Source organism: Nocardia sp. NPDC050406, assembly GCF_044459025.1.
Lineage (GTDB): Bacteria > Actinomycetota > Actinomycetes > Mycobacteriales > Mycobacteriaceae > Nocardia.
In genome coordinates, this window is the sequence record NZ_JBITIM010000001.1 from 742,928 (window position 1) to 766,150 (window position 23,223).

General features: G+C 68.2%; 28 protein-coding genes. 15 read left to right on the top strand and 13 right to left on the bottom strand.

The window, feature by feature from the left end:
- The first annotated feature begins 40 nt into the window (after nt 1–40).
- The 6 genes from ACIBH2_RS03400 (at nt 41) to ACIBH2_RS03425 (ending at nt 5,138) form a co-directional block, all read left to right on the top strand.
- The gene (locus tag ACIBH2_RS03400; protein ID WP_397112950.1) at nt 41–502 is read left to right on the top strand and encodes a M23 family metallopeptidase; all 462 of its coding nucleotides are present in this window, start codon (nt 41–43) and stop codon (nt 500–502) included.
- A gap of 8 nt (nt 503–510) precedes the next feature.
- The gene (locus tag ACIBH2_RS03405; protein WP_397112952.1) at nt 511–1,758 is read left to right on the top strand and encodes a PQQ-binding-like beta-propeller repeat protein; all 1,248 of its coding nucleotides are present in this window, start codon (nt 511–513) and stop codon (nt 1,756–1,758) included.
- 75 nt (nt 1,759–1,833) lie between these two features.
- Nucleotides 1,834–2,286, top strand: coding sequence for a flavodoxin domain-containing protein (locus tag ACIBH2_RS03410; RefSeq protein ID WP_397112954.1), 453 nt, complete (start codon nt 1,834–1,836; stop codon nt 2,284–2,286).
- A 130-nt stretch (nt 2,287–2,416) separates the two neighbouring features.
- Entirely contained in the window at nt 2,417–3,289 is an 873-nt protein-coding gene (locus tag ACIBH2_RS03415) for an ABC transporter permease (protein ID WP_397112956.1), read from the top strand.
- Complete coding sequence (locus ACIBH2_RS03420; protein WP_397112958.1) at nt 3,286–4,344, top strand: glycine betaine ABC transporter substrate-binding protein; 1,059 nt, start codon at nt 3,286–3,288, stop codon at nt 4,342–4,344. Before ACIBH2_RS03415 ends, ACIBH2_RS03420 begins: the two co-directional genes overlap by 4 nt.
- Nucleotides 4,341–5,138, top strand: a complete 798-nt coding sequence (locus ACIBH2_RS03425) for an ABC transporter ATP-binding protein (RefSeq protein ID WP_397112960.1) — start codon at nt 4,341–4,343, stop codon at nt 5,136–5,138. Before ACIBH2_RS03420 ends, ACIBH2_RS03425 begins: the two co-directional genes overlap by 4 nt.
- A gap of 70 nt (nt 5,139–5,208) precedes the next feature.
- Here the strand turns inward: ACIBH2_RS03425 and ACIBH2_RS03430 are convergent, their stop codons facing one another.
- Nucleotides 5,209–5,541, bottom strand: coding sequence for a transglycosylase family protein (locus ACIBH2_RS03430; protein WP_397112962.1), 333 nt, complete (start codon nt 5,539–5,541; stop codon nt 5,209–5,211).
- A gap of 469 nt (nt 5,542–6,010) precedes the next feature.
- On the opposite strand from ACIBH2_RS03430, the gene ACIBH2_RS03435 reads away from it, so the two are divergent.
- Genes ACIBH2_RS03435 through ACIBH2_RS03455 form a run of 5 tightly spaced genes read left to right on the top strand, consistent with a single transcriptional unit; the run spans nt 6,011 to nt 11,309 of the window.
- Entirely contained in the window at nt 6,011–6,856 is an 846-nt protein-coding gene (locus tag ACIBH2_RS03435; RefSeq protein ID WP_397112964.1) for a metal-dependent hydrolase, read from the top strand.
- 31 nt (nt 6,857–6,887) lie between these two features.
- A complete protein-coding gene (locus ACIBH2_RS03440) occupies nt 6,888–7,769 on the top strand; it encodes a metal-dependent hydrolase (RefSeq protein ID WP_397112966.1) in 882 nt (293 codons plus the stop codon).
- 5 nt (nt 7,770–7,774) lie between these two features.
- Nucleotides 7,775–9,319: a flavin-containing monooxygenase gene (locus ACIBH2_RS03445; RefSeq protein WP_397112968.1), complete on the top strand. Its 1,545-nt coding sequence runs from the start codon at nt 7,775–7,777 to the stop codon at nt 9,317–9,319.
- Nucleotides 9,316–10,254: an SDR family NAD(P)-dependent oxidoreductase gene (locus ACIBH2_RS03450; protein WP_397112970.1), complete on the top strand. Its 939-nt coding sequence runs from the start codon at nt 9,316–9,318 to the stop codon at nt 10,252–10,254. The genes ACIBH2_RS03445 and ACIBH2_RS03450 overlap by 4 nt, the downstream gene beginning before the upstream one ends.
- Nucleotides 10,251–11,309 (top strand): 2Fe-2S iron-sulfur cluster-binding protein, encoded by a 1,059-nt coding sequence (locus tag ACIBH2_RS03455; RefSeq protein ID WP_397112972.1) that lies wholly within the window; start codon nt 10,251–10,253, stop codon nt 11,307–11,309. Before ACIBH2_RS03450 ends, ACIBH2_RS03455 begins: the two co-directional genes overlap by 4 nt.
- Before the next feature lie 19 nt (nt 11,310–11,328).
- Here ACIBH2_RS03455 and ACIBH2_RS03460 read toward each other — a convergent pair whose 3' ends face one another.
- The 3 genes from ACIBH2_RS03460 to ACIBH2_RS03470 all read right to left on the bottom strand — a co-directional run bounded on the left by ACIBH2_RS03460 (nt 11,329) and on the right by ACIBH2_RS03470 (nt 13,735).
- Nucleotides 11,329–12,072 carry a TetR/AcrR family transcriptional regulator gene (locus tag ACIBH2_RS03460; RefSeq protein ID WP_397112974.1) on the bottom strand — a complete coding sequence of 248 codons (744 nt, stop codon included), beginning with the start codon at nt 12,070–12,072 and terminating at the stop codon, nt 11,329–11,331.
- Nucleotides 12,073–12,142: 70 nt separating this feature from the next.
- A complete protein-coding gene (locus ACIBH2_RS03465; RefSeq protein ID WP_397112976.1) occupies nt 12,143–13,303 on the bottom strand; it encodes an SPFH domain-containing protein in 1,161 nt (386 codons plus the stop codon).
- The gene (locus ACIBH2_RS03470) at nt 13,304–13,735 is read right to left on the bottom strand and encodes an NfeD family protein (RefSeq protein ID WP_397112978.1); all 432 of its coding nucleotides are present in this window, start codon (nt 13,733–13,735) and stop codon (nt 13,304–13,306) included.
- A 116-nt stretch (nt 13,736–13,851) separates the two neighbouring features.
- On the opposite strand from ACIBH2_RS03470, the gene ACIBH2_RS03475 reads away from it, so the two are divergent.
- Both ACIBH2_RS03475 and ACIBH2_RS03480 read left to right on the top strand, forming a co-directional pair.
- The gene (locus ACIBH2_RS03475) at nt 13,852–14,679 is read left to right on the top strand and encodes a DUF3097 domain-containing protein (RefSeq protein WP_397112980.1); all 828 of its coding nucleotides are present in this window, start codon (nt 13,852–13,854) and stop codon (nt 14,677–14,679) included.
- Between the two features lie 22 nt (nt 14,680–14,701).
- A complete protein-coding gene (locus tag ACIBH2_RS03480) occupies nt 14,702–15,514 on the top strand; it encodes a hypothetical protein (RefSeq protein ID WP_397112982.1) in 813 nt (270 codons plus the stop codon).
- Between the two features lie 7 nt (nt 15,515–15,521).
- Here the strand turns inward: ACIBH2_RS03480 and ACIBH2_RS03485 are convergent, their stop codons facing one another.
- A complete protein-coding gene (locus ACIBH2_RS03485; protein WP_397112984.1) occupies nt 15,522–16,022 on the bottom strand; it encodes an SRPBCC family protein in 501 nt (166 codons plus the stop codon).
- On the bottom strand, nt 16,019–16,384 hold the full coding sequence (locus ACIBH2_RS03490; RefSeq protein WP_397112986.1) for a metalloregulator ArsR/SmtB family transcription factor: 366 nt from the start codon (nt 16,382–16,384) through the stop codon (nt 16,019–16,021). The genes ACIBH2_RS03485 and ACIBH2_RS03490 overlap by 4 nt, the downstream gene beginning before the upstream one ends.
- Nucleotides 16,385–16,530: 146 nt before the next feature.
- Here ACIBH2_RS03490 and ACIBH2_RS03495 point away from each other — a divergent pair, with 146 nt between their 5' ends.
- Nucleotides 16,531–17,244 carry a dienelactone hydrolase family protein gene (locus ACIBH2_RS03495; RefSeq protein ID WP_397112988.1) on the top strand — a complete coding sequence of 238 codons (714 nt, stop codon included), beginning with the start codon at nt 16,531–16,533 and terminating at the stop codon, nt 17,242–17,244.
- Between the two features lie 9 nt (nt 17,245–17,253).
- Here ACIBH2_RS03495 and ACIBH2_RS03500 read toward each other — a convergent pair whose 3' ends face one another.
- Complete coding sequence (locus ACIBH2_RS03500) at nt 17,254–18,162, bottom strand: LysR family transcriptional regulator (RefSeq protein WP_397112990.1); 909 nt, start codon at nt 18,160–18,162, stop codon at nt 17,254–17,256.
- 70 nt (nt 18,163–18,232) lie between these two features.
- Between ACIBH2_RS03500 and ACIBH2_RS03505 the strand changes: the two genes are divergently transcribed.
- Nucleotides 18,233–19,396, top strand: a complete 1,164-nt coding sequence (locus ACIBH2_RS03505; RefSeq protein WP_397112992.1) for a TDT family transporter — start codon at nt 18,233–18,235, stop codon at nt 19,394–19,396.
- 118 nt (nt 19,397–19,514) lie between these two features.
- Here the strand turns inward: ACIBH2_RS03505 and ACIBH2_RS03510 are convergent, their stop codons facing one another.
- The 6 genes from ACIBH2_RS03510 to fabG1 all read right to left on the bottom strand — a co-directional run bounded on the left by ACIBH2_RS03510 (nt 19,515) and on the right by fabG1 (nt 23,203).
- Nucleotides 19,515–20,006, bottom strand: a complete 492-nt coding sequence (locus tag ACIBH2_RS03510; protein ID WP_397112994.1) for a pyridoxamine 5'-phosphate oxidase family protein — start codon at nt 20,004–20,006, stop codon at nt 19,515–19,517.
- Nucleotides 20,007–20,010: 4 nt separating this feature from the next.
- Nucleotides 20,011–20,226 (bottom strand): amidase family protein, encoded by a 216-nt coding sequence (locus ACIBH2_RS03515; RefSeq protein ID WP_397112996.1) that lies wholly within the window; start codon nt 20,224–20,226, stop codon nt 20,011–20,013.
- A 28-nt stretch (nt 20,227–20,254) separates the two neighbouring features.
- Nucleotides 20,255–20,425, bottom strand: coding sequence for a hypothetical protein (locus ACIBH2_RS03520; RefSeq protein WP_397112998.1), 171 nt, complete (start codon nt 20,423–20,425; stop codon nt 20,255–20,257).
- Between the two features lie 95 nt (nt 20,426–20,520).
- On the bottom strand, nt 20,521–21,570 hold the full coding sequence (locus ACIBH2_RS03525; protein WP_397113000.1) for a ferrochelatase: 1,050 nt from the start codon (nt 21,568–21,570) through the stop codon (nt 20,521–20,523).
- 15 nt (nt 21,571–21,585) lie between these two features.
- The gene (inhA, locus tag ACIBH2_RS03530) at nt 21,586–22,425 is read right to left on the bottom strand and encodes an NADH-dependent enoyl-ACP reductase InhA (RefSeq protein ID WP_397113002.1); all 840 of its coding nucleotides are present in this window, start codon (nt 22,423–22,425) and stop codon (nt 21,586–21,588) included.
- A 61-nt stretch (nt 22,426–22,486) separates the two neighbouring features.
- Nucleotides 22,487–23,203, bottom strand: a complete 717-nt coding sequence (fabG1, locus tag ACIBH2_RS03535; RefSeq protein ID WP_397113004.1) for a 3-oxoacyl-ACP reductase FabG1 — start codon at nt 23,201–23,203, stop codon at nt 22,487–22,489.
- Nucleotides 23,204–23,223 lie beyond the last annotated feature (20 nt).

Here is a 23,223-nt window from a genome sequence, read left to right on the forward strand (position 1 = left end):
GCAGGATATTCGGCAAGGTTCGATATTTCAGGAGATTCGGATGGCTCCGAAGATCTGGCCGCTCGAACGCGGCCACATCGTCACCTCCCCGTTCGGCCCGCGCTCCGGCGGCTTCCACTGGGGCGTCGACTTCGGCTGGCCGGGCGGCTCATCCAACCGACCAGTCTTCGCAACCCAAGGCGGTTACGTCACCCGCTCCGGCCCCGCCAGCGGATTCGGGCGCTGGGTGGTCGTCGACCACCCCGCCGCCGACGGCGGCGGCACCACCGTCTACGGCCACGTCATCCCCGAGGTCCCCGTCGGCCGCCGCGTCGAAGCGGGCGAACGGATTGCCAGCATCGATCCGGACCCGCGCACCAATGGCAATGTCGCTCCGCATCTGCACCTCGAGTGGCACCGCTCGGTCTGGGCGCCGCCGGGGCCGGACCGCCTCGACCCACTGCCGATCCTCGCGGGCGCGGCCTATCCCATCGCCGAGCGACGACCGGTCTTGTCGGGCTGAGGATTCGAGTGGACCGTGTGGTCCGCATCGGACACAATGCCGCCGTGACCTCCGACGATCCTCGCGACTTCCACTCGGCCGCACCGGTTCCGGTCCGGCTGACGAAGGGCGATCCACCCACCGCCCCACGGCCCACGCCCCCGGTGCGCAGGCGGACGGCCCTCATCGCGGGACTCGCGGCGGTCGGTGGTGCCGTCTGCGGCGCGGGCGCGCTCACGCTGCCGAAGCTCTTCGACCGCGAGACCGTACCGGGGACGCCGGTGGCCGACCCGACCGTGACCGCAGGGCAGATCCGTTGGCGGGCAGCGGTTCCCGTGCGGACCGACATGGATTGGACACCACCGGCGGTGGTGGCGGGCACGGTGTTCGCCACCGCCGAGAACGGCATCCTCCACGCCCTCGACACCGCGACCGGGAAGACGCGGTGGACCGCCGTCGCGGGCGCGAATATCGACTACGGCCCGCTTGCCGTCGCGGGCGTCGTGATCGTGGCTACGGAGCTGCCGCTGGTGGCCTTCGACGCCTCGACCGGCGAGCGCCGCTGGCGGACCGAAGATGCGACAACGACCGGACAGCTGTGTGCCAGTGCCGACGGCGGTGTGGTGTACGCGATGGCCAGTGGCAGGCCCTATGTCCGCGGCGTGTCCGCGATCGACTCGCGAACCGGCCGCATCCTGTGGATGACCCCGACCGGCGGTGCCAGCGGTCCGCTGGATCTGTCCGCGGGTGCGGGCATCGTCGCCGCCGTCGACGGCGAAGCGCTGGTAGCACTGGATGCGGCGACGGGTGCGCTCCGATGGCGCACGGAGATTCAGGGCTTCATGGCAAAACCGACCGTCGGCGCGAACACCGTGGTGGTCGCGGGGGCGTCGACGGGTCTCGAGGTGTTCGATCTCGCCTCGGGCGCACCCCTGTGGACGGCTCGGGCGCACTTGGCCGATTACGCCGCGGTGGCTGGCGATCTGACGTACGCGGGCGGTGGTTATTGGGTGGGCAGCTACGAAACGACCACGGTGCAGGCGTTCGATACGCGCACCGGCAGGCTGCGCTGGAGCAAGGGCAAGACCGGAGCACCTCCGGTGGTGGTGAACGCGACAGTGTTCACGGCGGAGGGCCGCAAGGTGAGCGCTCTCGATGCCGCCACCGGATCTCAACGCTGGGAATGCGATATCGGTATGGCCACCAGTGCCGTCGCGGCGAATGACGATACGGCGTTCGTCTACGGCGACGGCTATGTGTACGCGATCGCGCTCTGACGACACGACAGGCGCTCTACACAACTCCCGTGATGTAAATTAGGTTAGCCTTACTTACATCGAAGGGAGTTGCGCGTGCGCGTCGTCATTCTGTTCGGAACCGAGATCGGCACCTCGGAGGTGGTCGCCGAGGCTGTGGCGGAGGAGCTGTCGAGCTTCGATGTCTCGGTCTTCGATATGGCCGACTTCGATCCCGCCGACCTCGACGTGAGTGATTTCCATATCGTCGTCTGTTCCACCTACGGCGACGGTGATCTGCCCACGGGAGCGGAACCGTTCTTCGAACAGCTCGATGCGACTCGACCCGACCTCTCGGGGCTGCGGTTCGCCGTCTTCGGTCTCGGCGACAGCGTCTACGGGGACACCTTCAATCGCGGCGGGGAGATCGCGGCCGAGAAGCTCAGCGCGTGCGGGGCGACGCAGGTCGGGGAGCACGGTCGCCATGACGCCTCGACCGAGGTGCGGGCCAAGGATATGGCGCGCGAGTGGGCGGTGACGCTGCCGATCGCCGTCTTGCAGAGCGCGTAGCGCGGATTTCGAATCACGCTGATCGTGGAGGTGTTGTGTCGCACCCCTGACCACCAGGATCTGACCGAATGGTCTTGGCCGGGCATCGGACCGAGGACCGCGGTTCGAGTGGGAAGGTCTGGGACACAGCATGATCAGCGTCGGGGCGGTGCGCGCGGGGGCCGGGATCCGACCGATACGCGGCATCGGGGCGGGGTCCGCCCGCGTGCGCGGGGTGGCCATCCGAGTGCTCGCCGCTCTGGCGGCACTGGGCGTGTGGTGGGCGGTGACCGCGGCGGCCTTGGTCGATCCGCAGTTCCTGCCGACGCCGAACGCGGTGTGGGAGGCGTTCGTTCGCGCCAACAGCTGGCACGAGATCGCGCCCGGCGTACCACGGGAGGTGCCCGGGGCGCAGAACTATTTCCTGTGGGAACACCTGGTCGCGAGCTTGCAGCGCATCGCGATCGGGGCGGGCGCGGCTGTGATCATCGGGCCGCCAGTGGGTTTCGCGCTGGGGGCCTCGCGGACCGTGGGGGCGCTCGTGGAGCCGTATCTCAACTTCCTGCGGGCCTTGCCGCCACTGGGTTACATCGGATTGCTGATCGTCTGGTTCGGGATCGGTGATACCTCGAAGATCTGGCTGCTGTTTCTCGCGGCGTTTCCGCCGATCGTCATCGCGACCATTACTGGGGTACAAGGGGTTTCCGCCGATCGCATCAATGCCGCGCGGTCCTTGGGGGCCAACCGTGTTCAGGTGGCGACACGGGTGCTGCTGCCCGCGACGCTGCCGGAGGTGATCGCGGGCATCCGCGTGGCGGTCGGGTTCGCGTGGACCACGGTGGTGGCGGCCGAGCTCAACAATGGCATCCCCGGCATCGGCGGGTTGGCCTATCTGGCCGGTCAGCAGCTGAATACGGCGCTGACGGTGGCCTGCATCATCGTGATCGGCGTGACCGCCCTGGCCCTCGACTCCGCCATCAAATGGCTGGGCGCGGTACTCGTTCCCTGGAAAGGCAAAGCATGAGAAGGACATTCGCCGTACTCGCACTCGCGGGGACACTGGTCGCCGCCCTGACCGCGTGTGTGGAGTCGGGGCGAACGGATCGCTCGCGCGACTCCGGCGAGCGGATCGCCTGCCCGGTGGCCGTGGACGAAACCTTCACGGGCACAGTGCGACTCGGCTACCAGGACATTCCCAACGGCGCGCTGGTCGTCAAGGACACGGGACTGATCGAGACCTGCCTGCCGAAGGCGACCGTCACCTGGAGCAAATTCGCCTCCGGCGGCGCGGTGATCCAAGCCTTCGGAGCGGGTTCCCTGGATCTCGGGCTGCTGGGCAGTGCCGTTGCGGCGCGGGCGATCTCGGCTCCGCTGCACCTGGATATGAAGGTGGTGTGGATTCACGACGTGATCGGCGCGGCCGAATCGCTCGCGGTGCGCGATCCCGCCATTACGACGGTGGCCGGGCTGCGCGGCAAGCGCATCGGCGTGCCGTTCGCCTCCACCGCGCACTACAGCCTGCTCGGCGCGCTGCGCACCGCGGGGATAGACAAGGATGTCACGCTGGTGAACCTGGCCCCCGACGCCATTCTCGGCGCTTGGCGCGGGGCACAGATCGACGCCGCGTTCGTATGGGAGCCGACGCTGTCGGAGCTCACCCGCGACGGGCACCTCGTCACCACCGCGGCCGAGACCGCCGCCGCCGGTAAGCCCACCTTCGACGTCGAAGGCGCGCGTGGCGCTTTCGTCGAGGCCAATCCGAAGGTCCTGGAGGTGTGGACGGCCGCGCAGAACTGGGCCGTGCGGCAGATCCAGAGCGATCCCGAGGCTGCCGCCATCCGCATCGCCGCGCAATTGGGCATTCCCGTCACGGCCGTCGCGGAGCAGTTGAAGGGCTACACCTTCCTCGACGCGGCCACCCAGTCGGGCGAGGCCTATCTGGGTCGCCAGCTCGGCGCGGAACTGCGCTCCTCGGCCGAATTCCTGTTGAGCCAGGGCGAAATCCAGGGTTTGGCGGCGACCGAGGCGTACTCGAACGCCGTCTACGCCCAGGGCGCGAAGAGCGTGGCCGCGCAATGACCACGACCCTCGACACGCGCGATCGCGTCGTCCTGACCGAGGTCTCGAAGACCTATGACACACCGAGCGGCAGCACGGTCGCACTGGCATCCACCGACCTCGTCATCGAGCCCGGCGAATTCGTCAGCGTCGTCGGACCGTCCGGCTGCGGGAAGACCACCCTGCTGCAACTGCTCGGCGGATTCCTGGAGCCCACCACCGGAACGCTGCTGGTCGGGCCGGATCGCGTGGCCGGGCCGAGCCCGGAGCGCGGCGTCGTCTTCCAGGCTCCGACGCTGTTTCCCTGGCTGTCGGTGCGCGGCAATATCGAATTCGGTCCCGCCTGCCGAGGCGTGGACCGCGCGACCCGCCGGGCCGAGGCCGATCGACTGTTGCGCCTGGTCGGGCTCGACGGCGCGGGCGACAAACGCCCGTACGAACTCTCCGGCGGAATGCAACAGCGCGCCCAGATCGCGCGCGTGCTCATCAACGATCCGCGCATCATTCTCATGGACGAGCCGTTCGGGGCGCTGGACCAGCTCACCCGCGAACGGCTCCAGGTCGAACTGCTGCGCCTGTGGCGGCAGGCGGGCAAGACCGTCGTCTTCGTGACGCACTCGGTCGAGGAGGCCGTATTCCTCTCCACCCGGGTGCTGGTCATGAGCGCCCGACCCGGCCGCATACTGCTCGATCGCCGCATCGCACTGCCCGGCGACGACACCGAGCGCGTCCGCGACCTCGCGGTCACCGCCACGCCGGAATTCCAAGCGCTGAGAACCGAACTCGCCCAGGCGATCTACGGCGCACACCGCTGATACGGCGAAGGCCCCGTCCGAGGACGGGGCCTTCCCGAGATTTTCAGCGCTACGCGCGAGCCGAATCAGCTCAGAGGTGCGCGCCGCACACCGGCCAGGCGCCGGGGCCCTGGGTGGCGAGCACGTTCTCGGCCACGCGGATCTGCTCTTCACGGCTGGCATTGGCCGCATTGCCGCTGCCGCCGTTGGCCTCCCAGGTGCTCTGCGAGAACTGGAGGCCGCCGTAGTAGCCGTTACCGGTGTTGATACTCCAGTTACCGCCGCTCTCGCAGGCGGCGACCGCGTCCCAGTCGTGACCGGCGGCCGAGGCGGTGGCAGTGGAGACACCGAACGGGATAGCGACGAGAGCTCCCAGCGCGGCGGTGGTACCGGCGATACGGGTGAACTTGCTGTTCCGAAGCATGTGAGATTCCTGCCTGCGCCCAACCGCCCGGCGAATACTCAGCCGGGGCCCCATCCCCAGGGATGACTTGTGGGACTTCGAACCACGGGATGGGGTTGCCGGTGTACGGCGATTCGAGTCCGGCTCTCGTTCCGAGCCGTGAACGACCATAACGGAACAATCACGGCGGATCACGTTCCGATAACTGGCGATTTGACTCGCATAAATCCTGAAGTATCAATCGTTTTCGCTGCGCATAACGCGAGTCGCGCGATAATGACATATGCGTAGTTACCAAACAAAATGTGCGCGAGGTCACTCCTAAAGCGTGATTCCGACCGCCACAGCAACCTCAGAAGTCACTCCCGTAGGGCGGCGAACCGGCCCAGTGACCGTCTCGATACGCGTTCGGGGCTTCCGGAGCACCGTCTGAGACGGTATCGTACTAGCAGTACCGCATACTCCTGGTACGAGATCGACGAGGTGTGCCATGACCAGCACCTATCCCAAGGCCAGGCGGATCAGATTCCGCTTCGGCGACCCCGAACCGATGTCCAAGTACTACGCGGGCGGCGATATCGTCTTCAGCCACTTCATCGCGGGACTGTCCGCCGGATTCCCGCCGGGTGAGGAGTCCTTCATCCGCTCGGTCCGCAAATTCTCCGACCAGATCACCGATCCGACACTGCGGAAGCGGGTCGCCGGGTTCATCGGCCAAGAGGCGATGCACGGCCAGGAGCACCGGCGACTCAACGATCAGCTCGCCGCGATGGGGTATCCCGTCGAGTGGTACGACTCCCCCGCCGCCGTCGAGCGCATGCGCCGCATCGAGCAGCGGCTGCCCGCGCTGGTCCATCTGGCCAGCACCGCGGCGGCCGAGCACTACACCACCGTGCTGGCGCAGCGGGTGCTGACCCGCCCCGAGGTGCAGGCCCTCGCGGGCGATCCCGAGGTCCGAAACCTGTTGAACTGGCACGCCTTCGAAGAGATCGAGCACAAATCGGTGGCCTTCGACGTCTTCCGATCCGTCGGCGGCAGCGAGCAGGTGCGCATCGCCACCATGGCGGTGCTGTTGGGCCTGACCTTCCCGCTCACCTTGGTCGCGCTCGCGCTGTCGCTGCGCCGCGACCCGTATGCCCGCCAGCATCCGGCGCGGCTGGCGCGCGAGGCGTACACGCTGTTCCGCGGTCCGCTGTTCAAGGGCCTCGCCGGGGAGTTGGCGCAGTACCTGCGGCCCGGATTCCATCCCGACGACAACGACACCACCGCACTGCTCGAGCAGTGGAAGACAGAGCTTTTCGGCGCGGACGGCGTCCTCGCCGAGCATATGAAGTAATCGCGGCAGCCCGAATCAATGGAGATTCACCATGAGCAAAACCCTGCCCAGCACTCGCACCACCGGCGCGCCGCAGGTGCGTCGCATGCGCTTCCGCTTCGGTGAACCGGAGCCCCTGAACCGGCATTTCGCCGATGGCGACATCGTGCTGAGTCATCTCACCGCGCTGCTGTCGGCGGCGTTCCCGCCCGGCGAGGATTCGTTCGTGCGCTCGGTGCGGCGGGTGTCGGGGGAGATCGACGATCCGGTGCTCAAGAAGCGCGCGGCCGGGTTCATCGGCCAGGAGGCGATGCACGGGCAGCAGCATCGGCTGCTCAACGACCAACTGGTCGCCATGGGGTACCCGCTGGTGCGGGTGCCGCACTTCGCGCCGGGCAGCCGACGCGAGAAGGCGCTGATTCGCGCCGAGAACCTGCTGCCCGCGCGGGTGCATCTGGCCGCGACCGCGGCGGCGGAGCATTTCACCACCATGCTGGCGCGGCGGGTGCTGACCAGTCCGGAGTTGCAGTCCATCGCGTCGACCAGCCCCGAGGTGCGCGATCTGCTGAATTGGCATGCGCTCGAGGAACTCGAGCACAAGTCGGTGGCCTTCGACGTGTATCGCGCCAGCGGCGGCGGGGAGCTCGTGCGCATCGGCGTCATGACCATCCCGTATGTCGGGGCGATTCCGTTCATAGCGGCGGCGGTGGGGCTGTCGATTCTCACCGATCCGACCGCGTGGCGGCCGGTGCGGGTGACGCGGCAGGCGGTGGGCGTGCTGCGCGGGCCGCTGGTCAAGGGGTTGCAGGCCGAGATTCGCGAATACCTGAGGCCGGGCTTCCATCCCGACGACATCGACACCGAACCACTGGTTCGGCGGTGGCAGGAGGAGCTGTTCGGCTCCGACGGCGAACTCCTCGACCGGGTGCGGTGAGCACCATGACCAGTCCAGAACGCCGCCCCGACCACGAGGTCGTTGTCGTAGGGGCCGGATTCGGCGGTATCGGTGCCGGTATCGCTCTCCAGCGCAAAGGGATTCACGACTTCCTGATCGTCGACAAATGGGATCGGGTGGGCGGCACCTGGCATGCCAACACCTATCCCGGTGTGGCCGTGGATATTCCGTCGTTCATTTACAGCTTCTCCTATGAGCAGCGGGGCGACTGGTCGCGGATCTTCGCGCCCGGGGACGAGCTGCGCGACTACGCCGAGAGCATGGTCGACAAGTACGGCCTGCGGCGAAAGTTGTTGTTGAACACCACGATCACCGGTGCGGAGTACGACGAGGATGCCGCGCTGTGGCTGCTGCGCACCGACGGGGAGCGCACCCTGACCGCCCGCTTCGTGGTCATGGCCGTGGGTGGACTGGAACGGCCGAAGATGCCCGAGATTCCGGGGCTCGACGAGTTCGGCGGGGCGCTCGTCCACACCGCGCTGTGGGATCACGACGTGGCCCTCGAGGGTAAGCGGGTGGCGGTGATCGGCACCGGCGCGACCGCGCTGCAATTGGTGCCCGCCATTGTCGAACAGGTCGCGCACCTCACCGTCTTCCAGCGCACGCCCATCTGGGTGTTCCCGAAACGCGATGCGGCCGTGCGGGGTTGGGGGCGGACGGTGATGAGTACACCGTGGCTGCGCTCGGGCATTCGCACGGTCGGGACGGTGGCCACCGAGATCGGCATGGGCGGTATGGTCGCGGGGCCGTCGTGGCTCACCGATACCGGACGGCGGTTGGCCGAGATCCCGGTCCGGCGGTGGATGCGGTCGCAGGTGCACGATCCGGTGCTGCGGGAGAAGCTGATTCCGCGCTATGGGCTCGGCTGCAAGCGGCCGTCCATGTCCAACGACTACCTGTCCACCTTCAACCGCGCCGATGTGAGCCTGGTGACCGACCCCATCGAGCGGATCGACGCGCACGGCGTGCGCACCGCCGACGGCGCGCGCCACGACGTGGATGTGCTCATCTGCGCCACGGGATTCAAGCTCTGGGAGAAGGACGCGGTGCCGCCGTTCCCGGTGCACGGTCGAGAGGGCCTGAGCCTCGGCGACTTCTGGGACACGCACCGGTTCCAGGCGTACCACGGGGTATCAGTGCCCGGGTTCCCGAATATGTTCACCATTACCGGGCCCTACGGATTCGTCCTCGGCTCGTATTTCTGGATGATCGAGGCGACCGCCGCACATCTGAGCCGCGCCATCGCCGAAACCAAGCGGCGCGGGGAAATCGTGTGCGAGATCAGCCGATCCGCACACGACGACTATTTCGCGAAATGCCTACGTCGACAGGAGCGCAATTTCCTCTTCACACCGGTCTGCCACGGCTCGAATACGTATTACATCAACAGCCACGGCGATTCGCCTTTCCGGCCCTCCACGCACGGCGAGATGTATTGGCAGAACCGGCATTACAACCTCGACGACTACCGGTACGGCACACCGGACCGGACCCCGCATCGCACGACCGTACTCGAGGAGTCGGCATGAAACTCACTGATGTTCGACCCGAACTGGTCGTGGTGACGGGCGCGGGCAGCGGTATCGGTCGCGCCTGCGCCCTGCGCTTCGCCCGCGGCGGCGCGCACGTGGTGGTCTCCGATATCGACCTCGACGCCGCCCGCGCCACCGAGGCCATGATCCACGCGCGAGGCCAGCGCGCGACCGCGCTGCGCCTGGACGTCACCGACCCCGAGGCGTGGGAAACCTTCGCCCGCACCGTACTCGCCGATCACGGCGTGGCCGATGTGGTGGTGAACAATGCCGGGATCGTGGTCGGCGGAGCGTTCCTGGATATGCGGCCCGCCGACTGGGATCGCCAACTCGGGGTCAATCTGCTCGGCGTCGTACACGGGTGCCGGGTGTTCGGACAGCAGATGGTCGACAACGGGCGGCGCGGGCACATCGTGAACATCGCGTCGGCGGCGGCGTTCACCCCGACCCCGGTCATGTCGGCGTACTCGGTGTCCAAGGCCGGGGTGAAGATGCTCACCGAATGCCTGCGACTCGAATTGGGGCCCAAGGGAATCGGGGTCAGTGCCGTATGCCCCGGCTTCATCAACACCAGTATCGGCGAGCATGCCGTGACGGTCGGCGTCGACGACGCCGTCATGGAGCGGGGCAGGGAGTTCGCGCGGCGGCTGCGCGAACTCGGCGAGAGCCTGCCGTACTCCCCCATGAGCCCGGATCTGGTCGCGCGGGCCGTGCAGCGCGCGGTGCGCTACGACCTGGCCGTGGTGCCGGTGCGACCGGAGGCCTGGCTCGGCTATGTGCTCATGCGCGTCGCCCCGGGCCTGAATCGGCGTATGACACAGCCCTTCTCGACCGAGCGGCTGACCCGGTGGGCCGGATGGGCGCTGGAGCGATTCGATCAGCGAGCGGACGCCGCCGACAGAGTCCCGGATCCGGTGGGGGTCGGGCGATGACGGCGCGTTCGCATGACCTCGAGGTCGCCGAGGTGGTGCGCGAGACCACCGCCGCGCGCACCCTCGTCTTCGACATTCCGGACGATCTCGCCGACCGCTTCCGGTATCGGCCGGGACAGTTTCTGACCCTCCGGATTCCGAGTGAGCGCACCGGATCGGTGGCGCGCTGCTATTCGCTGTGCAGCAGCCCGCACTGCGACGACCGGCTGGCGGTGACGGTCAAACGCACGGCGGGCGGTTACGCGTCGAATCTGCTGTGCGACATCACCATTCCCGGTGATCTGATCACCGTGACGGAGCCACTGGGCACCTTCGGCCCGCGCGGGCTCGACGGTGACCTGTTGTTGGCGGCGGGCGGCAGCGGGATCACCCCGATCATGTCGATCATCAAATCGGTGCTCGTCGCCGGGCGCGGCAGCATTGTGCTGCTGTACGCGAACCGGGACCGGCGGTCGGTGATATTCGCGGCCCGACTGGCCGAGCTGGAACGCCGCTACAAGCGCCGGTTGCGGGTGCTGCACTGGCTGGAATCCGAACGCGGACTGCCGAATTCCCGCCGGGTGGCCGAAATGCTGCGGCGGCATCGGAGTCGGGAATGGTATATCTGTGGGCCGCTCGGGTTCACCACCGTCCTGCGGTCGGCGGCGGCGGCACTGCGGGTGCCGTCCTCGCGGGTCCATCTGGAGGAGTACCGGTCACTGACCGCCAATCCCTTCGAACAGCCCACCGCCTCGGCCGAAACCGCTGTTGTCGACCCGCCGGTGGACCGAACCGGCACGACGACCACGCTCGAAGTCGAGATCGACGGCGCGACCCATCACTTCGGCTGGCCACGCACCACGCCGCTGCTGGATGTCTTGCTGGACAACGGCATCGACGCACCCTATGTCTGCCGGGAGTCGGCCTGCGGCACCTGCGTGTGCTCGGTCAAGGACGGCCGCACGCGCATGATCCGCAATGAGGCGCTCATCGACGACGAGCTCGCGCAAGGGCTGACCCTGGCCTGTCAGACCCTGCCCGAATCGCCGGACGTGCACATCGTCTTCGATCAGTGACGCTGTCGCGCAAGCCCGTTCACACCGTGGCGAAGGCCAGGTGAGCGGGCTTGCGGACATCCACGACCACATTGTTGAGCTGGGAGACCGCATCGAGCATGGCGGTCGCGATGGTGTTGACGTGTTCGGCGAACCGCTCCGCGGTCATGAGCTCCGCCCGCGTGCGGTTGGCTCCGAGGTACCACTCGGTGGCGGAGCCGACCGCGCCGAAGATCGCGTAGGTCGTCAACTCCAGGCTCCCGGTATCCACATTCTGGCCATCGAGCTGCGTCTCCACGACGCGCGCCACCCGCACGGCCGACCGCATGGCCACCTCGAGGGCCCGTTCGGGTTGTTCGGTCTGCTGCGCCATCCGGCCGTGCACCAGGAAACGGAAGACCTCCGGCCGCTCCTCCACCACCGCCACATACTCCTCGATACCGACGCGCAGCAGATCGGCGACCGAATCGACCATGAGGTTCACCCGGCTCATGATCCGATCCCACAGCATGTCCTGCACTCGGTCGAGAATCGCGAGATAGAGGTCGGTCTTGTCGTCGAAATGCCGGTACAGCTTGGGTTTCGCGCAGCCCGCCGCCCGGGCGATATCGTCCATGCTGACATCCGAGCCGTGCTCGGCCAGGGCCCGCAGGGCGGCGTCCACGAAATCGGCGCGGACCTGTTCGCGGTGGGCGCGCCAGCGTTCGGTCCGCGCGTCGGGCTTGGGTGCGGCCGCCGCGGCGCGCTTGGCGCCGCGGGTGACCTTCTTCTCGGCGGCCGACATGGAGCAATACTATGCGATACCGCCGGTACCGGCAGGTGGACCGGCCGGTCCGCGCAGCACGCCGCCGCGGTCAGGGCAGCTGCCGCTGCCCCTCGGTTTCGCCGGTGGTCGGGCCGACGGGCGGCAGGCCGGGCTGTTCGACCGGCTGGCGGGCATCGGCCTCGGCGGCGCGCACCGCGCGTTCCGCGGCCGGGTCGGTCGCCGTATCGAACCAGTCGGCGACCTCGGCCGAATCGTCCTCGGGGCGTTCGCTGCCGTCACCGTCGGGCTGGGGCTCGTAGCGGAAGACGCCGTCCTCGCCCTTCTCGGCGAAATTGCGGGCGAATCCTTCGAGGGCCTTGCCGAAATCGCTGGGCACCAGCCACACCTTGTTGGCATCGCCCTTCGCCACCAGCGGCAGGGTCTGCATGTACTGGTAGGCCAGCAGTTCCGGGGTCGGCTTACCGGATTTGATTGCGGCGAAGACCTTTTCGATCGCCTTGGCCTGTCCCTGCGCCTGGAGGTAGGCGGCGGCGCGCTCACCCTGCGCGCGCAGGATACGGCTCTGGCGTTCACCTTCGGCGGAGAGAATGGCCGACTGCTTGGCGCCCTCGGCGGCCAGGATCTGCGCCTGCTTCTGGCCCTCGGCGGTCTTGATGGAGGCCTCGCGCTGGCCCTCCGCGGTGAGAATGATGGCCCGCTTCTCGCGGTCGGCCTTCATCTGCTTCTCCATCGACTCCTGAATCGAGGGCGGCGGATCGATGGCCTTGAGCTCGACTCGGGAGACGCGCAGACCCCAGCGGCCGGTGGCCTCGTCGAGGACGCCGCGCAGCTGGCTGTTGATCTGGTCGCGGGAGGTGAGCGTCTCCTCCAGGGTCATGCCGCCCACCACGTTGCGCAGCGTGGTGATGGTCAACTGTTCCACGGCGGCAATGTAATTCGAGATCTCGTAGACCGCGGCCTGCGGACTGGTGACCTGGAAGTAGACCACCGAGTCGATCTGCACGGTCAGGTTGTCCTGGGTGATCACCGGCTGCGGCGGGAAGGACACCACTCGCTCGCGCAGATCCACCTTGGCGCGAATCCGGTCCGCGAACGGCACCAGGAACGTCAGCTGCCCGGAGACCGTGCGCGAGTAGCGGCCGAGGCGCTCGATGACCGCGGCCTCCGCCTGCGGCACCAGCGCCACCGACTTGAAGACCACTATCACCACCAACAAGATCAGTACGGCGGCGACGATCACTACGGGCATCTAGGGTTCCTTCCATACGACGGCGGTCGCGCCGTCGATCTCCATGACATAGACGGTCTCGCCGGGCTCGTAGCTGTCTCGGGCGTCGAATGGCCGCGCGCTCCATTCCTGGCCGTCCAGTTTCACTCGTCCGCCGTGCTCGTCGATCGGCGTGACCACCTTGGCCGTCTTCCCCTTGAGCGCTTCGATACCGGTCGGGGTCGGCGGCGGAATCGCGTAGCGGCGCAACAGCATCGGGCGAACCAACAGCATGAGCGCGATGGAGGTGACACCGAAAACCACCGCGTCCACGATCAATCCGGCGCCGGTGAGTCCGCTCACCCCCGCCGTGACGAGCGCGGCACTGCCCAGCATGAGCAGGGTCAGATCACCGGTGAGCATCTCCGCCGCCGCGAGGAGAATCCCCGCGATCAGCCAAATGATTGCGGCCACGCTCCAACACTAGTCGTTTCCCGGCCGCGAGGGAGATCGAATCGGACCGGGACGCGTCGCCGCCCCGCGCGGGTCGCTGCGCGGGGAATCGGCGCGCGGCCGGTACCTTCGATGCGGTGAGTGGGCGTGACATCTACGGCGGTGACATCTTTTCCGGACATGCCAGGACGCGGAAGCGCGCGGTGCCCGAGGTGGTCGCCGAACGCGACCTCGTGGCCGAGGACGCCGCCACCGGATTCTGCGGCGCCGTAGTGGGTTTCGACCGCAGCTACGACGGCGAGTTCGTGAAACTCGAGGACCGGCAGGGGCGGGTGCGGCTGTTCGCGCTCCGCGAGGCCGCCTTTCTGATCGACGGGCAACCCGTGACCCTGGTGAAGCCCGCCGCCACCGCGCCGCGCCAGCCCACCCGGTCGGCGTCGGGCTCGACGCGGGTGGAGGGCCTGCGGGCTCGGGTGGCGCTGCCCAGCCGGATCTGGGTGGAGGGCGTGCACGACGCCGCGCTCGTGGAGCGGGTGTGGGGGCACGATCTGCGGGTCGAGGGCGTGGTCGTCGAGCATCTGGAGGGTCTCGACAATCTCGCGCAGCGGCTCGCCGAATTCGGGCCGCGACCCGGGCATCGGGTCGGCGTCCTGGTCGACCACCTCGTGACCGGCTCCAAGGAGACCGGGCTCACCACGGGACTGGGGCCGCACGTGCTCGTCACCGGGCATCCGTACGTGGACGTGTGGCAGGCGGTGCGCCCGGCCGCGGTGGGCATCCGCGAGTGGCCGACGGTGCCGCGCGGCGAGGACTGGAAGACCGGCGTGTGCGCCCGACTCGGTTGGGGCACACCGCAAGAGGGCTGGCGGCGGGTCTACAACGCCGTCTCCAGCTTCCGCGACCTGGAGAGTCCGCTCATCGGCGCCGTCGAACGATTGATCGACTTCGTCACCGAGCCGCAGTAGCCCGCCAGTTATCCTCGTTGTCATGAGTACCCCGAGCGCCACGCTGACGGTGTGGGCCAGCTCCTGGCTGGCCGGTGGCAGCGCCCCGGACGATGTGCTGGACGCGCTGCGCGTCTGGGCGCCCCGCCAGACCGTGGCCGCCGGAGATCCCGTCACCGGCGGTCACACCGGGCTGCCGTGGGCGGCCGACGACGCCCTCGACGCCGGACAGGGCGCGGGGATCATGGTGCTGCTCAAGCTCATTCGAGAATCGGTCGCCGCGCCCGGCGGACGGGTGCGGTTGGTGCTGCCGGTGCCCGGCGATGTGCGCGGGCTGCCCGCGGGCACCGAATTCGCCACCGCCGCAATGGAAGTCGGCGAGGGGCTGCTGCTGGGCGCGCCGGGGAGCACGGGCACCGGGCTGGTGCCGTTCTGGTCCGACGACGACACCTTGCAGTGGACGGTGTACTCGACGCCTGTCCCACCGCTCACCGAACCGGATATGCCGCTCGGTGAGGCGGAATACACCATGCGCCAGGCGGTTCGAGATGCCGCCGACGCCTTGCAGCGATTACACACCACGCGCATGGACTCCGGCCCCGCCGGACCGCGCGAGCTCATCGAGGCCGAACTCGCCAGCCACTCCAAGCACCGGTATCCCGATGCGCTGCCGCTGCGGGCGCGGCGCATTCTCGATACGGCCGATCAGGTGGCCGCCATCCTGACCGTCGCCGAACGTGAACCGGCCTCCGCGCCGATCTCGGCGAGCGCGGCGGCCGCGCAGGAGACGCTGTTGCGCCCGCTGTGGAACGCCATTCGCGCCGCGCGACTCGCCGCGGTGCATGCCGTCCCCTGACCGGCCCTCACGATTGCGCGGCGAGCCGCTCGTAGTACGCCTTCATGGACGGGTAGTAGTCCGCGAACTCCGGGTGCGGAGCCTCGTGTTCGGCGGCCACCCAGGCGTCGAGGTAGTACTCCCAGCCCGGACCGACATCCGCGACATTCGAGGTCGGTGCGAGATGTTGGGTGAAGGTCAGTTCGGTGCCGCCCGCGTACTCGGTCAGCACGGCGTCGAGGATCCACTCCCCCGCGTCGTCGGTGGTGCGCAGTGCCAGCCGACGGGGCGGTTCGCAGGCGTCGATATGCATCTCGAACCAGGGCTTGCCCTCCTCGAACACCATCTGCACCTTGATGTTTCGGCCCGGTCCGGCCTCGCCCTCCCAGGGGCCGAACCAGCGGGCGGAGCGCTCGGGTTCGGTGACGCTCGCCCAGACGTCCTGGATGGGGGCGCGGAAGGTGCGGGTGAGGACGAGGTCGCGGCCGGTGTCGGTGCGCAGCAGGCGTCCGGTGGGTTGGGGTGTCATGCCGTTGTCTCCCTTGCGGTTTCGGGGTCGGCCGGGCGGGCGCGCCGTTCGCGTCGGGTCCGGTAGACCTCGGTTTCCAGTGCGTCGAGGCGTCCTTCCCACGGATCGGTCCGCTCGAATCGCGCTATCCAGTCCACGATTTCGCGCAGGGGCGCGGCATCGAGGGTGTAGAAGCGCTGTCGGCCGACGAGTTCGTCACGCACCAAACCGCTTTCGCGCAGCACGCGCAGATGTCGACTGATCGCGGGACGACTGATCGGGAAGTGGGCCGCGATATCTCCGGCGGTGCGCTGCCGGGCGTGCAGCAGGGTCAGAATCTCCCGGCGCACCGGATCGGATATCGCCGCGGCCACCTCGTCCACCCGGAAAGCGTAACCGATAGGTTACGCGTTTGTCGATATCGAATTTGGCGAGTCATGACCTGCCGGTCGGATGGTTTCTCGAGCACAATGGCCGAAGGGCGACGGCGCTCGGGGTTACCGCCGCGCCCCCGACGGAAGGGGTTGGCGTGCCGGACATCATCTTCGCCTCGGGCACACACGCGGTATCCGGGTATTTGGCCGTTCCCGAGGGGGCGGGGCCGTGGCCGGGCGTCGTCATGATCCAGGACGCGGTGGGGCTCAATGCCGATCTGCGGCGGTTGGCCGACCATATGGCCGCGCACGGCTATCTGGTGGTCGCGCCGGATCTGTACTCGGCGGGCAACAAGATCGGCTGTATCGCCGCGACGGTGCGGACGATGGCGCGCGGTAAGGGTCCGGCGCTCGCGCATCTGGCGGCAGCGCGCGAATATCTCGTGGCGCGGCCGGATTGCACCGGCAAGACCGGTGTCATCGGATTCTGTATGGGCGGCATGTTCGCCATCATGTTGTCGACCGGGTACGGATTCGATGCCGCCGCACCGAATTACGGTATGCCCACACCTTGGCTGGAAGTGAACGATTTCGTGCGCGAGGGCTGCTGCCCGATGGTCGGCAGTTACGGCGGTTCGGACTGGTCGATCCCGGTGCGCCAGGTGCAAGCCCTGGACAAGCGGCTCACCGATCTCGACGTTCCGCACGACATCAAGATCTATCCGGACACCACGCACTCGTTCTTCCAGGAGAATGCCGGGGCGACCGGTCGCCTGTTCAAAGTCATGGGGCTGCGCCACAATCCGGAGGCTTGCGAGGACGCTTGGGGCCGGATCTTCGGGTTCTTCGACGAGCACCTCACCCGCTGATCGGCGGGGTCAGCGCCGCGCCCGGGCGATGGCGTAGAGGTCGCGGGCGGGGCCGGTGGGATGTTGGCCGCGGGGCCATACGGCGCGCAGCGGGCGATCCAGGTCGAGATCGGTGATGGGCGGCGACACCAGGATTCCCTCCGCGAGCTCGGTCGCGACGGCCAGGGAGCTCAGGACGGCGGGGCCGAGTCCCGTGGCCACCGCGGTTTTGATGGCGGTGGTGGAGGACAGTTCCAGCAGTACGCTCGGCTGCCAGTCGGGGTGCACGCGGCGCATGGCGCGCTCGAAGGAAATGCGGGTGCCGGAACCGGATTCGCGGTGGATGAGCGGGGTGTCGACCAGGTCGGCGACGGTGAGGGCGGTGCGGCGGGCCCAGCGGTGGCCGGGTGGGACGACCACGACGAGGCGGTCGTGGGCGACCACGTGGGCTTCGAGATCGCGCGGGACGGTCGGGCTCTCCACGAAGCCGATACCCGCGCGGCCGTCGAGGACCAGGCGGGCGACCTCGGCGGAATTGCCGGATTCCAGGGCGATGGTGGTGGCGGGGGCGCGCGAGCGCAGGGCCATGAGCCAGGTGGGGAACAGGTATTCGGCGACGGTCTGGCTGGCGGCGACCTGGAGGCGGGAGTCGCGCTGCTCGCGCAGGGTGTCGATACCGGCGTCGAGGCGGGCGGCCGCGTCGACCACGTCGCGGGCCCAGGCGGCGATGAGCGCGCCCGCCGCCGTGGGGCGCGAGCCGAGGGAGGTGCGTTCCAGCACCGGCACGCCGACCAGCTGTTCCAGGTGGCGCATGCGGGAGCTGGCCGACGGCTGGCTGATACCGTGCGCCTGCGCCGCGCGGCCCAGACTGCCGAGTTCGATCACCGAGAGCAGCAGATCGAGGGCGGCGAGATCGGGCACACGGGGCGACAGGGGCATAGAACGATTCTATGGATGCATCGATACGCGGCCGGTACCGCTGACCGCGTGGCGGGCGCAGGGTGGAGACATGACCACCACACTCCATCGCTCCGTAGCCCGTTCGCCTCGCACCGTGACCCGGTCGCCGCGGCGCGCGCCGGTGCGGGTGGAGCGACCGGTCGATGCCTTCCGGCATATCGGACCCAATTGGTTCGCCGTGGTGATGGGCACCGGAATCATCGCCACCGCCGCCGCCACCCTGCCCGTCCAGCCTCACGGGCTGCGCGGTGCGGCCACCGTCGTGTGGGTGCTGGCCGCCGCGTTGTTGGTGGTGATCACCGGAGCGTTCGCGGCGCATTGGGTCCGGCACCCCGAGGCGGCCCGCGCGCATGGCCGTCATCCGGTCATGTCGCATTTCTACGGCGCTCCCCCGATGGCGTTGATGACCGTCGGCGCGGGCACGCTGCTGCTCGGTTCGGACGTGATCGGTATGTCCGCCGCCGTGGCCGTCGACTGGGTGCTGTGGTCGTCGGGCACCGTGCTCGGTCTGCTCACCGCCGTGGCGATTCCGTACCGGATGATCACCGGTCAGCGCCCACAGGCCGATGCGGCCTTCGGCGGTTGGCTCATGCCCGTTGTGCCGCCCATGGTTTCGGCCGCCACCGGTGCGCTGCTGGTCCCGCATCTGCCCGCCGGGCAGGCTCGGCTGACCATGATGCTCGGCTGCCTGGCCATGTTCGGGCTGAGCCTCATCGCCGCCGTCCTCACCATCACCCTCATCTGGTCGCGGCTGCTGCACTTCGGGCCGCCCGCCAAGGAAGCCGTCGCCACCGTGTGGATCGTGCTCGGCCCGCTCGGCCAGGCGGTGACCGCCGCCGGAATGCTCGCCAATGCCGCGCCCAGTGCGCTGCCCGAGCTCTACGCCAAGGGGCTACTGGCGTTCTCGGTCGTCTTCGGCGTGGCCACCTGGGGTTTCGCCATGCTGTGGCTGGGTTTGGCCATGGCCGTCACCCTGCGCCACCGCACCGTGATGCCCTTCAACCTGACCTGGTGGGGCTTCACCTTCCCCGTCGGCACCTGCGTGACCGGCAGCAGCGTGCTCTTCGCCCACACCGGCGCGGACCTGTTCGCCATCGCCGCCGTCGCCCTGTATCTGATGCTGGTCGGCTTCTGGGTGCTGGTCGCCGCCCGTACGCTCAGCGGAGTGCGGCACGGCGGACTGCTGCGGCCGCCCGCCCCAGTTCCCGCTTGAGCCGCCCCACAACGCGTTTCCGTGCGTCAGAACGCATTCGTTCTGGCGCACAGCGCATTTCCGCACGCCGCGCCTGTTTGCACTCCGTGCAATCCTGCGCGCCATGCCTTTTCGAAGGTCAGTCCTTGATGACGACCCGCTCCGGCTGCCCCGGCTTCCACACGGTCACTTCCAGCCGGTCGTTCACGCTCTCCACCGCGGAAGCCCCCGTCAGCTCCGCCATGTAGAACGGCTTGAACACCCTCCCCCGCAGGTCGAACCCCGTCTGCTCGAACAGGTCCTCGGCGAACCGCTGATGCAGCTCTTCGTCCTGCACATCCCGCACGACACCCCACAGCTTGGCGTCCCCATCTCCGACCATGGTGTCGACGGTGGCGGTGTGCAGACAAAACCGAGGGTCGCGCGCGAGGTCCTTGAACTTCGTGGTGTCCGGCATCCCCGCGATCCAGAGCCGATCCTCGAAGAATCTCGGCTCCATGGGACTGATCCTCGGAAACCCATCCGACCGCAGGGTCGCGAGCATACAGAGATTGCCGGTGGCGGCGTGACGACGGCGGAAAACAGTCGAAGTACGCGGCGCGGCAGCATCGAATTCCGTCCAATAGGTCATTTCGTCACGCTATGCCTCCCCCAGGCGGCTGCCAACCGCCGAAACCGGATTCGAGCGCCATCGCCACCGCGATCGAGAGGTGGTCACGATCGCGCCCCGCGACCACCTGAACACCCAAGGGAAGACCGGAGACGCTGCGGCCCAATGGGACCTGCGTCGCGGGAAGGCCCAGGAGATTCACCATCAAACAGGGCGTTGGCCACGGCCGAGCGAGCGTCACGGTGCGGTGGCGCGACCGACCGGGGAATTCAGCGGTTGATCCAGGCGTCGAGGCCGACCAGGAGAACCGCGACCACGATCAGGACCAGGGCGACCGCCGTGGACTGGAGGATGACCAGGCAGACGCCCGCTGCCTCCAGTAGCGCGATGACCGGGATCCAGACGAACATGTCCGGTCTGCCGATGGCTCGTTTCTCCACTGGTGGTTACCTTCCGGGAATCTCGGGCGGCGGGCGGTCGGGGGCCCGCCGCGACATCGTAGTGCTCGCGGATGATCTGGATGTACAGCGCGGGCTCAGTGTCCCTCGGGGATCGGCGCGCCGCAGCAGCCGGGCGTGCAGGGTAGGCCGTTGCGGGTGCAGCCGAAGCCGGGGACCGCGCCGAGGCGTCGCGGTTCGGCGTCGGTGAGGTGTTCCTCGACGAGTTCGGCGACCATGCGGGCGAAGCGCGGGTCGGTGCCCGGGGTGGCGGCGCGGGCGAAGGCCATACCCAGTTCGGCCGCACGGGCTTTCGCCTCGTTGTCGAGATCCCAGATCACCTCGAGGTGGTCGGAGACGAAGCCGACGGGGCACACCACGACCGCCCGCTCCCCCGCCTCGGCGAGGACATCGAGGTGGTCGACGATATCGGGTTCCAGCCACGGCACCTGCGGCGGTCCGGAACGGGACTGCCAGACCACGTCGTAGTCGTCGAAACCCGTTGCGGCGGCGCAGAGTCGAGCGGCTTCGAACACCTGGCGACGGTAGAGGCCGCCGCCCTCGGCGGGTGGGCCGTCGACGGTGTCGGCGCGCACTGGAATGGAGTGCGCGGTGAAGACCAGGCGCGCGGAATCCCTACGGTCGGCGGGCAATTCGGCCACCGCCGCGCGAATCGCGTCGGCGAAGGATTCGATGAGCAGCGGGTGGTCGAAGTACTGCCGCAGCTTCTCCAGCTGCGGCGCATCCGAATCCAGCGCCGCGCGGGCGCGTTCGATGTCCTCGTGGTACTGGCGACACCCCGAATACCCACCCCACGCGGAGGTGGGGAACACCAGCGCGGACCGAATACCGTCCGCGCGCATCCGCTCCACCGTCTCCTCGACCATCGGATACCAGTTCCGATTGCCGAAGTAGACAGGCAGATCGATACCGCGCGCGGCGAATTCGGCCTCGATCGCCTTGATGATGTCGCGATTGAGGGCATTGATCGGCGACACCCCGCCGAAGTGCAGATAATGCTGCGCCACCTCGGCGAGACGCTCCGGCGGGACTCCCCGGCCCCGAGTGACGTTCTCCAGGAACGGCATCACGTCCTCGGGGCGTTCCGGACCGCCGAAGGACAGCAGTAGCAAGGCGTCGGCGGCCACGGCCTCTCCTTCAGCTCAGTTCTGGCCGAAACCGTCCGTGGGCAGCCAGGTGTTGTGGCTGGCGCCGCCGTCGACGTAGATGATGGAGCCGGTGGTGGCGGGCAGCCAGTCCGACAGCAGCGCGACAATGGATTTCGCGACCACGCTCGGGTCGTCGACATCCCAGCCGATCGGCGACGCGCCGTCCCAGTAGGTATTGAGCATGTTCAGCTGCTTGGCGTCATCGGTGGCGGTGCCCGCGATGGCCTTGGCGGCGAGGGTCTTGATCGGGCCCGCGGCAATGAGGTTGGAGCGCACCTTCTTGGCCTCGCCCACCTCGCGCGCGACGTAGCGGTTCACCGATTCCAGCGCGGCCTTGGCGACGCCCATCCAGTTGTAGTACGGCATGGCGGTGCGCGGATCGAAGTCCATGCCCACGATGGAGCCGCCCTCGTTCATGACGGGGAGCACGGCGCGCGCGAGTGAGGCGTAGGACCACGCGGAGATCTCGAAGGCCTTGGCGGCGTCCGGGCCCGGGCCGTCGAGGAACGGCATGGCCTCGGGACCCATCAGGGTGCGCGGCGCGAAGGCGATGGAGTGCAGCACGCCGTCGATGCCCTCGGGCGCGAGTTCGCGCACCTTGTCGGCGAGTTCGGCCAGGTTCTGCTCATTGGTGACATCGAGGCCGATGGCCGGGGGAACCTCCTGCGGCAGGCGCTTGGCGATCCGGTCGATCAGCCGCAGCCGCTCCGGAATACCGGTGATGATCACCTTCGCGCCCTGTTCCTGCGCGACCGCGGCCGCGTGGAAGGCGATGGAGGAGTCGGTGATGATGCCGGTGATGAGCACGGTCTTGCCTGCGAGCAATCCACTCATGGGTTGGTCGGTTCTCCTTGTTGAAAGTTCTTGCGGGCTAGGGGGTTCGAGCGGGGCAGGCTCAGTGGCCCATGCCCATGCCGCCGTCGACCGGGATGACGGCACCGGCGACGTAGCGCGAGTCCTCGGAGGCCAGGAAGCTGACCACGGCCGCGACATCCTCGGGCTGGCCGACGCGCCGCAGCGGGATGTACTTCTCGACCATTTCCTTCATATCGTCCGGCAGATCGGCGGTCATATCGGTCTCGATGAAGCCGGGCGCGACGACATTCGCGGTGATGTTTCGCGAGCCGAGTTCGCGGGTGACCGAGCGGGCCAAGCCGATGACACCGGCCTTGGAGGAGGCGTAGTTGATCTGCCCGCCCTGACCCATCATGCCGACGACCGAGCCCAGGAAGATCATCCGGCCCCACTTCGCCCGCAGCATGGCGCGATTCGCGCGCTTGGCGCAGCGGAACGCGCCGGTGAGGTTGGCGTCGATGACGCGGGTGAACTGGTCCTCGGTCATCCGCATGAGCAGCGTGTCGTCGGTGATACCGGCATTGGCCACCAGCACCTCGACCGGCCCCTGGTGCGCCTCCACCTCGGTGAAGGCCGCGTCCACCGATTCACTGTCCGTCACATCGCATTTCACGCCGAAGAGACCCTCCGGCACCCCCGAGCCACGATGGGTCACGGCGACCTTGTGGCCATCGGCGAGCAGGCGCTGGGCTACCGCGAGCCCGATGCCGCGATTGCCACCGGTCACCAGGACCGACCGGGATGTGATGTTCGACATATGAGTCAACCTATCTGTTC

What these genes read in the sequence shown, in the direction of transcription:
- ACIBH2_RS03400 (WP_397112950.1), top strand. Translation starts at nt 41, where the DNA reads ATGGCTCCGAAGATCTGGCCGCTCGAACGCGGCCACATCGTCACCTCC.
- ACIBH2_RS03415 (WP_397112956.1), top strand. Translation starts at nt 2,417, where the DNA reads ATGATCAGCGTCGGGGCGGTGCGCGCGGGGGCCGGGATCCGACCGATA.
- ACIBH2_RS03420 (WP_397112958.1), top strand. Translation starts at nt 3,286, where the DNA reads ATGAGAAGGACATTCGCCGTACTCGCACTCGCGGGGACACTGGTCGCC.
- ACIBH2_RS03425 (WP_397112960.1), top strand. Translation starts at nt 4,341, where the DNA reads ATGACCACGACCCTCGACACGCGCGATCGCGTCGTCCTGACCGAGGTC.
- ACIBH2_RS03430 (WP_397112962.1), bottom strand. Translation starts at nt 5,541, where the DNA reads ATGCTTCGGAACAGCAAGTTCACCCGTATCGCCGGTACCACCGCCGCG.
- ACIBH2_RS03435 (WP_397112964.1), top strand. Translation starts at nt 6,011, where the DNA reads ATGACCAGCACCTATCCCAAGGCCAGGCGGATCAGATTCCGCTTCGGC.
- ACIBH2_RS03440 (WP_397112966.1), top strand. Translation starts at nt 6,888, where the DNA reads ATGAGCAAAACCCTGCCCAGCACTCGCACCACCGGCGCGCCGCAGGTG.
- ACIBH2_RS03445 (WP_397112968.1), top strand. Translation starts at nt 7,775, where the DNA reads ATGACCAGTCCAGAACGCCGCCCCGACCACGAGGTCGTTGTCGTAGGG.
- ACIBH2_RS03450 (WP_397112970.1), top strand. Translation starts at nt 9,316, where the DNA reads ATGAAACTCACTGATGTTCGACCCGAACTGGTCGTGGTGACGGGCGCG.
- ACIBH2_RS03455 (WP_397112972.1), top strand. Translation starts at nt 10,251, where the DNA reads ATGACGGCGCGTTCGCATGACCTCGAGGTCGCCGAGGTGGTGCGCGAG.
- ACIBH2_RS03460 (WP_397112974.1), bottom strand. Translation starts at nt 12,072, where the DNA reads ATGTCGGCCGCCGAGAAGAAGGTCACCCGCGGCGCCAAGCGCGCCGCG.
- ACIBH2_RS03465 (WP_397112976.1), bottom strand. Translation starts at nt 13,303, where the DNA reads ATGCCCGTAGTGATCGTCGCCGCCGTACTGATCTTGTTGGTGGTGATA.
- ACIBH2_RS03480 (WP_397112982.1), top strand. Translation starts at nt 14,702, where the DNA reads ATGAGTACCCCGAGCGCCACGCTGACGGTGTGGGCCAGCTCCTGGCTG.
- ACIBH2_RS03485 (WP_397112984.1), bottom strand. Translation starts at nt 16,022, where the DNA reads ATGACACCCCAACCCACCGGACGCCTGCTGCGCACCGACACCGGCCGC.
- ACIBH2_RS03500 (WP_397112990.1), bottom strand. Translation starts at nt 18,162, where the DNA reads ATGCCCCTGTCGCCCCGTGTGCCCGATCTCGCCGCCCTCGATCTGCTG.
- ACIBH2_RS03505 (WP_397112992.1), top strand. Translation starts at nt 18,233, where the DNA reads ATGACCACCACACTCCATCGCTCCGTAGCCCGTTCGCCTCGCACCGTG.
- ACIBH2_RS03510 (WP_397112994.1), bottom strand. Translation starts at nt 20,006, where the DNA reads ATGACCTATTGGACGGAATTCGATGCTGCCGCGCCGCGTACTTCGACT.
- inhA (WP_397113002.1), bottom strand. Translation starts at nt 22,425, where the DNA reads ATGAGTGGATTGCTCGCAGGCAAGACCGTGCTCATCACCGGCATCATC.
- fabG1 (WP_397113004.1), bottom strand. Translation starts at nt 23,203, where the DNA reads ATGTCGAACATCACATCCCGGTCGGTCCTGGTGACCGGTGGCAATCGC.